Below are 14,534 nucleotides of genomic sequence, written 5' to 3'. Positions count from 1 at the left end.
GAATACCTTTGCACCCCGAAATTCAGACGAGGTAAAAAGTGACACACAAAATTCAGCAGGAGAGTATTAAGAAGAGGCTGGCCAAGCTGGCTGCTCCTATCTTTATAGAAACGCTGCTTATCATGATGCTTGGTGCAGTAGACACTATCATGTTAAGCCGTCATTCCGATAACAGTGTTGCTGCCGTAGGGGTAGTCAATCAAATTATAATGCTGACGTTCCTGGTATTTGAGGTAATCAATCTGGGAACGTCCGTTTTATGTTCACAATATTTAGGTGCAAAGCTCGAAAAAAAAGTGGTACAGGTTGTTGGAGTATCACTGTTAGTGAATCTGGTTGTAGGAGGAATAATCAGTCTTTTTCTTTATTCAATGAATACAACCATACTCGGTTGGATGGGGCTTGGTCCGGAACTAATGGCAGATGGTGCAGAGTATATGCGTATTGTTGGCTCGTTTGCTTTCTTTCAGGCTATATCTCTCACCTTATCGGCATCGCTTCGTAGTGCTAATAAAGCTATTTATCCGATGTTGGTCACAGTGGTTGTCAACATTATCAACATCATTGGGAACTATTCATTGATTTTCGGTAAGTTTGGTTTTCCGGAATTAGGTGTGGAAGGAGCTGCTATCTCTACGGCATTCAGCCGGGGAGTAGCAATGGTAATTCTGTTCATAATTCTTTTCCGCAAACATATTCATCGTTTTCCGCTTGTCTATTTCCGTCCTTTTCCCTGGATAGAACTGAAAAATCTGATGAAAGTAGGTTTACCTTCGGCGGGTGAACAGTTATCTTACAGCTCTTCGCAGGTAGTCATTACATTCTTTATTAATATGCTGGGAGTAGAAGCGTTGGCAACGCGAACTTATTGTGTTAATATCATCATGTTTGTATATCTTTTCAGTATATCAATGGCACAGGGAGGAGCTATCTGTATCGGTCACCTGATAGGAGAAAAGAAACCTCATGCTGCTTTTCTGTTAGGAAAGTATGTGATGAAAAAATCGGTGATGATCACTTTTATTCTTTCTTGTATCCTTGCTGCTTTCGGGCATACTATTTTGGGGTGGCTAACGACCAATCCGGAGATTATTCGTATGGGAGTTATCGTGCTGGTTATAGATACCGTACTGGAAATAGGGCGTCCTATCAATATTTTTGCTACCAATGCTTTGCGTGCAGCAGGCGATGTGAACTATCCTTTTTACGTCGGTTTGGTTGTAATGTGGACTGTGGCAGTAGGCGGAGGCTATCTGTTTGGAGTTCATTGGGGTTGGGGTTTGTGTGGTATGTGGGTGGCCTTTTTGCTGGACGAAAACATTCGGGGTATCATCTTTGTTCGCCGTTGGTACAGTATGAAATGGATACACAAAAGTTTTGTACGCGCATAAATAGTTTCTATCTTTGCAAAAATTAATGTGCCAGTATGCAAATGTATCAGTATGCCAATTACCATGTGGCATGTTACAATGCAGTTAATTAGCACATTAGCATGTTGGCACATTGAATAATTATATTTATGGAATGGTTATATAGTCTCTTCATTGAGCATTCAGCCTTGCAGGCCGTAGTTGTTATCTCACTTATATCTGCCATCGGGTTGGGATTAGGCAAAATACACATCTGCGGTATATCCCTTGGAGTGACTTTCGTGTTTTTTGCGGGTATCTTTGCCGGACATTTCGGATTATCAGTTGATCCGCAGATGTTGAATTATGCCGAGAGTTTCGGACTTATCATCTTTGTTTATGCATTGGGCCTTCAGGTGGGCCCCGGTTTTTTCAGTTCTTTTCGTAAAGGTGGTATCACTCTGAATATGCTGGCCCTTGCCGTAGTGCTTTTGGGTACCCTTCTTACGGTGTTATGCAGTTATACAACAGGTGTTTCCTTGCCTAATATGGTTGGTATTCTTTGCGGGGCTACCACTAATACTCCTGCTTTGGGAGCAGCACAACAAACCTTAAAACAGATGGGGTTGGAGAGTAGTACTCCTGCTTTGGGGTGCGCGGTTGCTTATCCATTGGGGGTAATAGGAGTGATTCTTGCAGTGTTACTTATCCGGAAAGTATTAGTGCGCAAGGAGGATCTCACCATTAAAGAAAAAGACGATACTAACAAAACTTATATTGCTGCTTTTCAGGTACACAATCCTGCTGTTTTCAATAAAAGTGTCAAGGATATAGCCCATATGAGCTATCCTAAATTTGTTATATCTCGTTTGTGGAGAGACGGCAATGTGAGTATCCCTACCTCTGAAAAGATTCTGAAAGAGGGTGACCGTCTGTTAGTTATAACTTCTGAAAAAGATGTATTGGCTCTGACTGTGTTGTTTGGGGAACAGGAAAACACAGACTGGAATAAAGAAGATATTGACTGGAATGCTATTGACAGCCAGCTTATTTCGCAGCGTATTGTGGTGACCCGCCCCGAACTGAACGGTAAGAAACTTGGTTCACTTCGTTTGAGAAACCACTATGGAATTAATATCAGCCGTGTTTACCGTTCGGGTGTACAGCTACTTGCTACTTCAGAGCTTACTTTACAACTTGGTGACCGCCTGACAGTAGTAGGCGAGGCGGCTGCCATTCAGAATGTAGAAAAAGTATTGGGAAATGCCGTAAAAAGCTTGAAAGAACCCAATCTGGTGGCTGTGTTTATCGGCATTATATTAGGATTGGCTCTTGGGGCTATTCCTATTTCTATTCCTGGTATTAGTGCTCCTGTGAGACTGGGATTGGCAGGTGGACCTATCATTGTTGGTATTCTGATTGGTACGTTCGGCCCGCGTATGCACATGATCACTTATACTACCCGTAGTGCCAATCTGATGCTTCGTGCATTAGGACTTTCCATGTATCTGGCTTGCCTGGGGCTTGATGCCGGTGCGCATTTCTTCGATACGGTATTCCGTCCTGAAGGATTGTTGTGGATAGGTCTGGGTGCCGGGTTAACTATTATTCCTACCGTAATTGTTGGAATGTTTGCTTTCAAGATAATGAAAATTGATTTTGGCTCAGTCTCTGGTATGTTATGCGGAAGTATGGCAAATCCAATGGCATTGAACTATGCGAATGATACTATTCCGGGTGATAATCCGTCTGTAGCTTATGCCACGGTATATCCGTTGTGTATGTTTCTGCGTGTCATTATTGCTCAGATATTACTCATGTTTTTGCTGAGTTGAAAATCTTATTTAGTTGAAAATTGGCTGCGCTGTGAAGTTTGTATATAGGCTTTAAAATAAACAAATAAGTAATTTAAATCGTAAAATTGTAAATTGTCAACGTACCTATGTGTTATAGATTAATAATGGTCATGACCGTAGGGAATAAATTGTAAATATCATGACTGCCCAAAGTAATATAACCCCTGAAAGTATTGTGAGCGACCTGCGTTATTTGCAGTTGTTGTCACGTAGTTTTCCTACTATTGCCGACGCTAGTACGGAGATAATAAATCTGGAAGCCATTCTGAATCTACCGAAAGGTACAGAACACTTTCTGACAGATATTCATGGTGAATATGAGGCTTTTCAACATGTATTGAAAAATGCATCGGGTGCGGTGAAGCGAAAAGTAAATGAGATTTTTGGTAATACCTTGCGTGAATCAGAGAAGAAGGAGATCAGTACACTGATTTACTATCCTGAAGAGAAACTGCAACTGGTCAAGGCTCGTGAGAAAGATCTTGATGATTGGTATTTGATCACTCTTAACCAATTGGTAAAAGTGTGTCAGAATGTATCTTCCAAGTATACCCGCTCCAAAGTGCGTAAGTCTCTACCTAAAGAATTTTCTTATATCATTCAGGAGTTATTGCACGAATCGAGCATTGAACCCAATAAACATGCTTATATCAATGTCATTATCAGTACTATTATATCTACCAAACGTGCTGATGATTTTATTATAGCTATGTGCAATCTGATTCAGCGTTTGACTATCGATTCGTTGCATATTGTTGGTGATATTTACGATCGTGGACCCGGTGCACATATCATTATGGATACATTGTGTAATTATCATAATTTTGATATTCAGTGGGGCAACCATGATATTCTCTGGATAGGAGCTGCATCAGGCAATACGAGCTGTATGGCAAATGTGATTCGTATGTCCATGCGTTATGGTAATCTGGGTACACTTGAAGATGGATATGGCATTAATCTTTTACCACTGGCAACCTTTGCTATGGATACTTATGCCGATGATCCCTGTACTATTTTTGCACCGAAAATGAATTTTGCTGATTCGGCATATAATGAGAAGACATTGCGTCTTATCACGCAGATGCATAAGGCCATTACAATTATACAGTTTAAGCTGGAAGCGGATATTATTAATCGTCGCCCGGAGTTTGGTATGGAGAACCGGAAGCTGCTGGAGAAGATTGATTTCGAGCGGGGCGTATTTGTCTATGAAGGTGTGGAATATGAGATGCGTGATACTAATTTCCCAACCATAGATCCCAAAGATCCATATCGCCTGACCGATGAAGAAAGGGAACTGGTAGATAAGCTGCATTATTCGTTTATGAATAGCGAGAAGTTGAAGAAACATATGCGTTGCCTGTTTACGTATGGAGGGATGTATCTGGTGTGCAATTCCAATCTTCTGTATCATGCTTCTGTTCCTCTAAATGAAGATGGTAGCTTCAAGCATGTAACTATTCGCGGGAAAGAATACTGGGGCAAGAATCTGATGGATAAGATTGATCAGTTAATCCGTACGGCCTATTTTGACGAAGACGAGGATGGTGACAGGCTTTTTGCGATGGATTACATCTGGTATATGTGGTGTGGCCCCGATGCTCCTTCGTTCGATAAAGATAAGATGGCTACTTTTGAACGTTATTTTATTGCCGACAAAAAGTTGCATAAGGAAAAGAAAGGGTATTACTATACTTTGCGTGATAATGAGAAGATATGTAACCAGATACTTGAAGAATTTGGTGTGACAGGCGTGCATACACATATCATTAACGGACACGTACCGGTGAAAACCATTAAAGGCGAACAACCAATGAAAGCCGGAGGAAAGTTACTTGTGATTGATGGAGGCTTCTCAAAAGCCTATCAGCCGGAAACTGGTATTGCCGGATATACATTGGTATATCACTCTCATGGTTTACAGCTGGTGCAACACGAGCCCTTTCAGTCTACACAAAAAGCCATAGAAGAAGGACAGGATATCAAATCAACCACTTTTGTAATTGAATTCAATTCTCAGCGTATGATGGTAAAAGATACGGATAAAGGGAAGGAATTGGTTACGCAGATTCAGGATCTGAAAAAACTGTTGGTGGCGTATAGGACGGGGTTGATTAAGGAAAAGCAATAAATAGTGATAAGTGATTTAGTGATAAGTGATTAGTGGGCTGCGCTGTATCAACGATTGCGCAGCCCACTAATCACTTATCACTAATCACTTATCACTTAAAACAATACGATTCCTGCTTCTGCAATCACCCCTTTGTCATATGTGATGTCTTTATTGTAGTAACGGCTGCCACCATAACCACCGGAGGCAAATATGCCGAATTTCTTTGTAATTTGATATTCCAGATTTAAACGGGCCTGTAGTCCGTAGAGGCGTGCCGGAATACCGTAATCTTTGTTTTTGAATGTTTCAATGTGTTGATATCCTAAGTCGCCGCTAATTGTCAAGTCTTTGCAGAGAGGTAACCAAATACCACCCCGATAGAATAATGCTGCAGAGAATTTATCACTGAAATCCAGATAATACGTTCCGGCACCTATAATGGTATAAAACAGTTTATTTTTGAATCGGGCACCTATATTGACCTTCGTTGCGTTACCTCCAAAGATCAGCATTTGTACTTTTGTGTCCGGATTGGCATTGACAAGTCCCAATTGGAATCCCTTCATTTCATTTTTATAGTAATTCACTAATCCAATCTGTACCCCTTTGGCTTTGGTTGCGTAATTTCCCAATCCAATCTGTACACCGTTCATTCGTGATGCCACTATGTTGGCGAGTCCGGATATTTGTACGCCATTCAGGTGTTCACCTATCACATTCAGTAAACCTCCTGCTGTTACTCCGCTGAAAGTAGCGCCTGTGATATTGGCAAGTCCTGCCAGGTGTACACCACTTGCTCCGTCTCCCGATATATTCATAATACCGCTTGCCATCACGCCGGATGTATTGTCTCCACTGATGTTCGTCATTCCGGATAGCATGACACCTTTCGATTGATTACCTGCAATGTTGACAAGACCAGTGGCGGATAATCCCATCATATTGTTTCCGTTGATGTTACTAATACCCGATAATTGTATGCCGCGCATACTTCCGCCTACCATATTGGCAAGTCCGGAGAATTGTATACCGTTCATATTACCACCAATGACACTGCCAAATGCATTAAATCCTACTCCGTTCAACCTATTCATGGTGGAAAGGATCCCCAGGTTAAAATAGGTTGTCTGTGCACTGTCAGCCGGTTGGGTGCTGATCCCTTTCCATACAGACAAATTAATGCCTGCACTTTTGTTTTGAGCGGAGGCTATGCCTGTGACTATGAAAAGTAGTGAAAGAGGTAGAAAAAATATTCTTTTATTCATCTGTTTGTCTACTAATTTTAAGGGTGAATACATCTTATTTTACTTCATCCGGCCAAGGTGCCAATTGTTGAGTTTTACGTAATACGGGGCGTTGTGCATCAACAGAACGGAGGTAGTTGCTTAATTTCTCTGCCAACTGTTTCGTGATGCATGGCTCTTTTGCTGCCAGATCCTGTTTTTCACTAATGTCATTGGCTATATTGAATAACTCCCGTTTACCGGAGTCAAAATAGTAGACCAGCTTCCAGTCTCCCGAACGAATGGCACACGTTGCCCCGATTCCCGGTCCCGAAGGTCCCCAGCTGTGTGGATAATGCCAATAGATATCCCTATCCTGCACTTTGCCTTTTTCAGTAAGAAGAGGTACAAAGCTGATACCATCCCGTTGCTGTATCGTCTTATAGTCCGATACACCAGCTATTTCCAATATGGATGGAAAGAAGTCTTCGATCATCAGGTAGTGATTACATTTACTTCCGGGTTTAACTTTACCGGGCCAACTGACAATCATTGGTTCACGAACCCCTCCTTCATAAGCAGAGCCTTTACCACTGTTGAGTGGATAGTTCTGCACATGGAGTTGCCCTGCGCGTGTATGCGCAGCCAGTCCGCCATTGTCTGACATAAAAAGAATAACGGTATTTTCTTTCAGATTGTTCTTTTCCAGATAGTCCATCAGGTCACCGAGGCTTTTATCCATCCCTTCTATAAGAGTAGCATAGGCAGCTTCTACCGGAGGCAATCCCTTATCGAGATACTTCTGATAGAAACGCAGATCAGGTTGTATAGGCGTGTGTACGGCATAATGAGCCATATACAGGAAAAATGGCTTGTCACTCTTCTGTGCATTATCCAGAACTTTTTCTGCTTCCAGTGTGAGTGCTTCGCTCAGAAATGTATCTGTACCGTGATATTTTTCCAGACCCGGTACGGCAGCTAACGGGCTTTTACCATCGGGTTTATTTCCAAAGTTCTCTTTACCGTAATAACTTGCAGGGGAACCTGCGGCATGTCCGGCTATATTCACTTCAAATCCCATTTTCAGCGGATCTTCACCCGGAGTATCATTTGCTCCGAAATGAGCTTTCCCACAGTGAATAGTGTGATAACCGTTGTCTTTCAGAACTTGCGCCAGCGTGGTGACTTGAGTTGTTCGTTCTATTCCCGGTTCTTGGCAAATGCCATTTACATTCCATTCCGGATATATCATAACGGAGTCCGGTTGCTCATGCGTTGTGTTTTTGCGCAGTGTCCAACTGGTTACCCGGTGACGTGCTGCATTCATACCTGTAAACAAACTGACACGGCTTGGAGAGCTGATACTGCAAGCGTAGGCCTGTGTAAACATCATACCCTGTGCCGCCAAACGCTCCATATTGGGCGTTTCATAAATATTATTATAATGTGTACGCTGTGTCCAAAAGGGAAGAGAGGTGTCCTGCCATCCCATGTCATCTACCAGAAACATAATAATATTAGGATGTTTCTGATTTTGTGCTGCATGAACATCGCTACTAATGCTTAACGCCGGGAGTATGGCTGCGGATAGTAATAGTTTGTTTCTCATAATGCTGACAATCGTAAATCTTTTTTTTCTTATCCTTTTGCTTCCTGATACAGGAATCTCTTGATTGATTTCTTCGGAGTTTTCTCGAACTCTTCCGGATATATTTTCATTTTTGAAATCTGGCTATATGCCGGCAACATGGCATTCAGTGCAACGCGGTTTTCTTCCATTACGCGTTCCATATCTTCATTTTTCAAGCCATGTGCAAAAGCTTCGTCGAAGTCGGGATATACCAGACCCACTAATTTCTCATTTTGCTGCACGATGATACTTTCCGATACGTAAGGCAGATTGTTCAACTTGTCTTCAATCTCCTCAGGATAGATATTTTGTCCGCTTGGACCTAATAGCATATTCTTACTGCGACCTTTGATCGTGATATTTCCTTCGGCATCTTCCAAAGCAAGATCACCGGTATGCAACCAGCCATCCTTATCAATTACTTGTTTGGTAGCTTCTTCATTTTTGTAATATCCCAGCATTACATTGGGACCTTTGCAAACAATTTCTCCCGGTATGTTTTCAGGATCCGATGAAAGAATTCTCACATCCATACGGGGCGCAGCTTTTCCACATGAACCCGGTTTGAAATATTTCCAATCCTCGTAACAGATGATCGGACCACATTCTGTCATTCCATAGCCCACTGTGTAGGGGAACTCAATCATCTTGAGAAATTGCTCCACTTCCTGATTGAAAGCGGCACCACCCACAATCACAGCTTCAAAGTTGCCCCCAAAGGCCTGTATCATCTGTTCGCGTACTGTTGCCTTGATCTTATCATTAATAACAGGTACTTTCAGCAATAGCTTCATGGTGGGAGTTTCCAGTTTAGGCAAGATATTCTTCTTTATAATCTTTTCGATGATAAGTGGTACAGCTACTACCAGATTGGGTTTCACCTCTGCAAATGCTTGGAAGATAATTTTGGGACTTGGCATCCGGGTAAGGAAGTAGATTTGGCAACCTACGGAAAATTCATACAGGAACTCAAATGCCAGCCCGTACATATGCGCCATTGGCAGCATAGATACAATCTTGTCACCCGGTTTTAACGTTAGCACTTCAAAACCGAATTTGGTATTTGACCACAGGCTACGGTAGGGGAGCATTACCCCCTTCGAATAACTTGTTGTTCCGGATGTATAGTTGATAACCGCCAGCTCTTCGGGCTGGTCTTTGTGATATTCTACATGTTCTTTTCGGAAGTTCTTCGGGTATTTCTTGCCGAATAATTCGTTCAGATGTTCGCGGGCGTATGTCAGTTTTTCACTGCGTGTTACCAGCAGGGTGAAGTCTGTCATCATCAGGATACCTTCGAGTAGTGGCATAGCCGATTCATTGAGGTTTTCCCATACCATATCGCCAACGAAAAGGAGTTTGGCTTCAGAGTGATTGACTATGTTGTGTACATTGTCTGCTTTGAATTCGTGCAGAATCGGTACAATTACTGCACCGTAGGTTAATGTAGCAAGAAAAGTGACTCCCCAGTGAGAGCTGTTTCGTCCGCAGACGGCTATCTTGTCTCCTTTTTGAATACCGCTTTCTTCAAAGATGATATGCAGCTTTTCGATCTTGCGGGCTACGTCTTTATACTGTAGGGTGGCTCCCTTATAATCAGTCAGGGCATCCAGGTCCCAGTTATTCTTGATACTGTTTTCAATGTAAGCTATAAAACTTTGTTCCATTGTTTTTTGCACATTTGGTATTAAATTGTGCAAATATAGGTATTTAATTGAGAACAGAAAACTTCTTTAATTGAAAGTTGAAAACTTATAGAGTTGAAAGCTGAAAATTGAAAGCTGAAAGTTGCTATGCAGCATGTTTGCGCAGCTAATTTTCAACTTTCAATTTTCAACTTTCAATTAAAGAAGTTTTCAACTAAGGTACCAGTCGTACATTTTTCGTACTCCTTCCTCTATCTCGATTTTGTGATGCCATCCTAATCCGTGTAGTTTGGAAGGATCTGTTAACTTGCGCATCGTACCGTCCGGCTTGGTACTGTCAAAAGTTAGTTTACCTTTATAACCAACTGTTTCTACAATCAGTTCGGCGAGCTGGCGGATAGATATTTCTTTGCCTGTACCAATGTTGATGTGGCAATTGCGAATATCTTTGCTACCTTCTTTATAGGTATCCTTGAAATCTACATGTTCCATCACGAATACGCTGGCATCGGCCATTTCTTCACTCCATAAGAATTCGCGTAACGGTGTTCCGGTGCCCCAAAGCAATACTTCCGTATCACTGATACCATATTTTTTCAGGATATTCAGAATATCTTCTTGGGGGCTATTACCGTCGATTCCTTCTACCGGACGGGCATTCATATCTTTACGTACTGCTTCCCAGTTTCCTTCTTTCAGGCAGTGTGCCAGATGGACTTTGCGTATCATGGCCGGTAACACATGGCTACGTTCCAGATCGAAGTTATCATTCGGACCATATAGATTGGTAGGCATTACAGCGATATAATTCGTTCCATATTGCAAATTGAAGCTTTCGCACATTTTCAATCCTGCAATTTTGGCGATGGCATAGGGCTCATTGGTGTATTCCAACGGGGAAGTCAGCAGTACCTCCTCTTTCATTGGCTGCTCGGCGTCCCGCGGATAGATACAGGTGCTGCCCAGGAATAACAGTTTCTTCACATGGTGACGAAAACTTTCGCCGATAACATTCTGCTGTATTTGCAAATTCTTGTAAATAAAGTCAGCGCGATAAATACTGTTGGCCATGATGCCACCCACGAATGCAGCAGCTAAGAATACATATTCCGGTTGTTCTTCATCAAAAAAGTTGCGAACGGCAACACCATCCAGCAAATCGAGCTCTTTGTGTGTACGTCCTACAAGATGGGTGTATCCTTTTTCCTGCAAGTTTTTCCAGATAGCAGAACCCACGAGTCCGTGGTGTCCTGCTACATATATCTTTGCATTTTTATCCATTGATCTTACTCCTGTTTGGTTGCAATCATTTTTTGTACTTTTCTCATATCATGGCGTACCATAATCTTTACTAATTCGGGGAATGGAGTGGCACACGGATTCCAGCCTAATACGGTTTTAGCCTTCGTAGGATTACCCAGTAGCTGTTCTACTTCAGCCGGACGGAAATATTTCGGATCAACCTCTACCAATACTTTTCCGGTAACGGTGTCGATACCTTTTTCATCTATTCCTTCGCCTTCCCAACGCAGGTTGATTCCTGCTTCGGCAAAAGCAAGTGTACAGAACTCGCGTACGGTGTGCATTTCTCCGGTAGCAATCACAAAGTCTTCCGGAACATCATGTTGCAGGATAAGCCACATGCATTCTACGTAATCTTTCGCATATCCCCAGTCACGGCGTGCATCCAGGTTTCCCAAGTACAATTTGTCTTGTTCACCTTGTACAATACGTGCTGCTGCCAGTGTTATTTTACGGGTTACGAATGTTTCTCCGCGACGTTCACTCTCATGGTTAAAGAGGATACCGTTTACAGCAAACATACCGTAACTTTCGCGGTAGTTCTTTGTAATCCAGAAGCCATATTGCTTGGCCACTGCATACGGACTACGTGGATAGAACGGAGTTGTTTCACTCTGAGGCACTTCCTGTACCTTGCCATAAAGCTCTGAGGTAGAAGCCTGATAAATGCGTGTTTTCTTTTCCAGTCCCAGGATACGTACTGCTTCGAGCATACGTAGTGTGCCGATAGCATCTGCTTCCGCAGTGTATTCGGGTACATCAAAAGATACCTTAACATGGCTTTGTGCAGCTAAGTTGTATATTTCGTCGGGTTGTACCATTTGGATGACACGTATCAATGAACTTGAATCAGTCATGTCGGCATAATGCAGGTTGATAGTACGTTTCTGTTTCATGTCGCGCACCCATTCGTCAAAATAAAGATGTTCGATGCGTCCGGTGTTGAAAGAAGAAGAACGACGGAGTATACCGTGTACTTCATAACCTTTTTGCAATAAAAATTCGGCAAGGAATGAACCGTCTTGCCCTGTGATCCCAGAAATAAGAGCTTTCTTCATATTATAAATAATTAATTTGGTAGTTGGTAGTTAGAAGCTAATAGTTAGTAGTTAGAATTTGGTAGTTAGTAGCTAGAATCCCTTCGGCATAAAAATAATCACGCTGCATAGATTCTAACTACTAACTACTGACTTCCAACTTCTAACTCTGGCTTCTAATATCGTTGCAATATTCGGTATTTTCTTTCGGATAAGAGCTATATATAAGGATGGAATTTTTTAGTTTAAACAGAAAATATTTATATTTGCCGAATATTATTCAAGTATAAATGAAAATTATATTGTTTGGTTTGTAAATATCATTTTTATTTGAATTTTTTAATTATAGTATTAATATATTCGGATATGAATGATTGTTTTAATGAATTAAGTCTCTCTAACTATTGGAACGGACGGTTGCCGGAAGCCGGATTCATTCGTAAGAGTTATACCAATCGTATTTTTGGCTATATCGGTAATAAACTGATAAAGTTACTGATAGGCCAACGTGGGGCAGGGAAATCATATCTGCTTCGGCAGATTATGCTTCATTTACTTGATGAGGGAGTATCGGCACGGAATATATTGTATATAAATCGTTCATTCACCGATTCTGGTTTCATATCCGGACGTGAAGGACTTGAAGAACTTTTATCTACTTATCGGGAACGAATTCATCCGGTAGGAAAAATCTATCTATTTATTGAAGAGATACAGAACATCATAGGTTGGGAAGAGTTTGTATATTCTCATTCGCAGGATTATGTCAACAGTAGTGAGCTGTTTATCAGTGGGTCCGGTAGAGAGATACTTCCTTGCGATGCGGAAGGGATGCCGGACCGGCATTATGTGAGTTTTGAGGTTTTTCCTTTTAGTTATGCAGAGTATAGAGAACGTGTGCGGGAAGAAGCTTCCGGTAAGAGCTATGCTGCATATATGGAAGGGTGTTCCTTGCCCCGGCTTTCTGTTTTATCAACGGAAGATGCAAAATGGAATTATGTCTCCTCTATTAAAGATACCGCACTGTTTCGTGATATTGTGCAACAGTATCGTGTGAAAGATCCCCGGCTTTTTGAAGATGTACTTATCTATTTAGCAGCACATCTGTCCGAATTGGTATCTGTTACTAATCTGGTTACTCATTTTAATTCGCAGCAGCGAAAGACGAGTTATGATACGATTGCCAATTATATCAGTTACCTCGAGAATACTTTCCTGATTCATCGTGTAGAGCGCTGTCAGGTTCGTAGTAAAGAAGTAGTGCTGGGCAGTTGTCGTTATTATATTAATGATTGGGCTTTCATGCGTTTTCTTTATCCGTTCTTTGTCCGCGAACAGGACGCAAAGTTCAAAAATCATGTTTATCTTGAATTACGACGTGCCGGATATGCTGTTTATGTAGGTGTACATCGTAATAAAGTGATTGACTTTCTTGCACGGAAAGGAGACCGGATTATCTACATTCAGTGTGTGTGTGCTTTGGATAATGAGTTGACGATGCAGTCTTTGTATGCTTCGTTGGAGGCAATACAGGATAATTATGAAAAGTGGATAGTATCTCTTGATAATGTAGCATTGCCGTCAAAAGAAGGCATACGACATATACAGGTGTGGAAATTGGCAGAAATGTTGTAACATTTATTATTATCTGCCACAACTCTTTAATCTCTTGTTTGCAAACTTAGTATTTTAACGGTGACTTAAAATGCATATTAATAGTGATTTAAATACGTACTTTTGTACCCCAAAAGTACGTACTTTTTTATTGCTTGGTTTTCAGTGTTTTATAGTCTGTTTCTACCATTGTATCAAATAACTTCACTGTAAAGTGATAAACTCTTTAGATAAAACAATCTGTTAGTTGTTTATGGGGTGGATAATGTGCTTATATCATCCATCACTTGATACTTCATGAGAATATCGGTTTGTCGCATCGGAAATACCAGTATTCCATTTCTGTTTATGAAGAAATATTTTTCTCCTTTACCATCTTGTTAATAAGTCTCTTTTTGAGATGATATGTAATAAAAGTCTCTCAATACGCAAAAACTATTGAGAGATTTTTTGTTTGCAACAATTCTTTTTTATCTGTTTTTCTGATATAAAAAATAGATTGGAGGAGGAGTCTGTTTTTGTCTTTTTGTAATTTTGAAATACATATTACATAATCATTAAATTAAGAGGAGTAGCTTGCTTATGTGTTCATTATGAGATACTTTTGTGATACCTGTATGGGCGGTGAGATATGAAAACCGGTTGAAGAGGAGAAAATCCTTATGTCATTGTATAACAGAGTTAGTGACATATTTAAACTTCCTGAGAATAAGTGTGATATGAATTGAGAGGGACAAAGTGATATAATCTTTGGACAAGAT

At 41.2% G+C, this 14,534-nt stretch carries 9 protein-coding genes; 4 read left to right on the top strand and 5 right to left on the bottom strand.

Annotated features, from left to right (window positions below):
• Positions 1-38: 38 nt before the first annotated feature.
• From VCM39_RS12280 to VCM39_RS12270, 3 genes are all read left to right on the top strand, one after another.
• A complete protein-coding gene (locus tag VCM39_RS12280; protein WP_221648981.1) occupies positions 39-1,391 on the top strand; it encodes an MATE family efflux transporter in 1,353 nt (450 codons plus the stop codon).
• A 128-nt stretch (positions 1,392-1,519) separates the two neighbouring features.
• Entirely contained in the window at positions 1,520-3,184 is a 1,665-nt protein-coding gene (locus tag VCM39_RS12275; RefSeq protein ID WP_221648980.1) for a putative transporter, read from the top strand.
• Between the two features lie 160 nt (positions 3,185-3,344).
• Positions 3,345-5,339 carry a fructose-1,6-bisphosphatase gene (locus tag VCM39_RS12270; protein ID WP_221648979.1) on the top strand — a complete coding sequence of 665 codons (1,995 nt, stop codon included), beginning with the start codon at positions 3,345-3,347 and terminating at the stop codon, positions 5,337-5,339.
• A 95-nt stretch (positions 5,340-5,434) separates the two neighbouring features.
• Here VCM39_RS12270 and VCM39_RS12265 read toward each other — a convergent pair whose 3' ends face one another.
• From VCM39_RS12265 to gmd, 5 genes are all read right to left on the bottom strand, one after another.
• A complete protein-coding gene (locus tag VCM39_RS12265) occupies positions 5,435-6,586 on the bottom strand; it encodes an LA_2272 family surface repeat-containing protein (RefSeq protein ID WP_255585414.1) in 1,152 nt (383 codons plus the stop codon).
• Positions 6,587-6,620: 34 nt separating this feature from the next.
• The gene (locus VCM39_RS12260; RefSeq protein WP_322932586.1) at positions 6,621-8,153 is read right to left on the bottom strand and encodes a sulfatase; all 1,533 of its coding nucleotides are present in this window, start codon (positions 8,151-8,153) and stop codon (positions 6,621-6,623) included.
• A gap of 29 nt (positions 8,154-8,182) precedes the next feature.
• Positions 8,183-9,841, bottom strand: coding sequence for an AMP-binding protein (locus VCM39_RS12255; protein ID WP_322932587.1), 1,659 nt, complete (start codon positions 9,839-9,841; stop codon positions 8,183-8,185).
• Positions 9,842-10,030: 189 nt separating this feature from the next.
• Positions 10,031-11,101, bottom strand: coding sequence for a GDP-L-fucose synthase family protein (locus VCM39_RS12250; RefSeq protein ID WP_221648976.1), 1,071 nt, complete (start codon positions 11,099-11,101; stop codon positions 10,031-10,033).
• Positions 11,102-11,106: 5 nt separating this feature from the next.
• Positions 11,107-12,180 carry a GDP-mannose 4,6-dehydratase gene (gene gmd / locus VCM39_RS12245; RefSeq protein WP_002560711.1) on the bottom strand — a complete coding sequence of 358 codons (1,074 nt, stop codon included), beginning with the start codon at positions 12,178-12,180 and terminating at the stop codon, positions 11,107-11,109.
• A gap of 345 nt (positions 12,181-12,525) precedes the next feature.
• On the opposite strand from gmd, the gene VCM39_RS12240 reads away from it, so the two are divergent.
• Positions 12,526-13,794 carry an ATP-binding protein gene (locus VCM39_RS12240; RefSeq protein ID WP_322932588.1) on the top strand — a complete coding sequence of 423 codons (1,269 nt, stop codon included), beginning with the start codon at positions 12,526-12,528 and terminating at the stop codon, positions 13,792-13,794.
• The last annotated feature ends 740 nt before the right edge of the window (positions 13,795-14,534 follow it).

The sequence above is a fragment of the Bacteroides mucinivorans genome, from assembly GCF_034654355.2.
Classification (GTDB): domain Bacteria; phylum Bacteroidota; class Bacteroidia; order Bacteroidales; family Bacteroidaceae; genus Bacteroides; species Bacteroides nordii.
Note: the sequence above shows the minus strand (reverse complement) of the source record. Positions and strands in the feature narration are given on the sequence as shown.

Coding starts and splice junctions, on each gene's coding strand:
- VCM39_RS12275 (WP_221648980.1), top strand. CDS start 1,520: ATGGAATGGTTATATAGTCTCTTCATTGAGCATTCAGCCTTGCAGGCC.
- VCM39_RS12270 (WP_221648979.1), top strand. CDS start 3,345: ATGACTGCCCAAAGTAATATAACCCCTGAAAGTATTGTGAGCGACCTG.
- VCM39_RS12265 (WP_255585414.1), bottom strand. CDS start 6,586: ATGAATAAAAGAATATTTTTTCTACCTCTTTCACTACTTTTCATAGTC.
- VCM39_RS12260 (WP_322932586.1), bottom strand. CDS start 8,153: ATGAGAAACAAACTATTACTATCCGCAGCCATACTCCCGGCGTTAAGC.
- VCM39_RS12255 (WP_322932587.1), bottom strand. CDS start 9,841: ATGGAACAAAGTTTTATAGCTTACATTGAAAACAGTATCAAGAATAAC.
- VCM39_RS12250 (WP_221648976.1), bottom strand. CDS start 11,101: ATGGATAAAAATGCAAAGATATATGTAGCAGGACACCACGGACTCGTG.
- gmd (WP_002560711.1), bottom strand. CDS start 12,180: ATGAAGAAAGCTCTTATTTCTGGGATCACAGGGCAAGACGGTTCATTC.
- VCM39_RS12240 (WP_322932588.1), top strand. CDS start 12,526: ATGAATGATTGTTTTAATGAATTAAGTCTCTCTAACTATTGGAACGGA.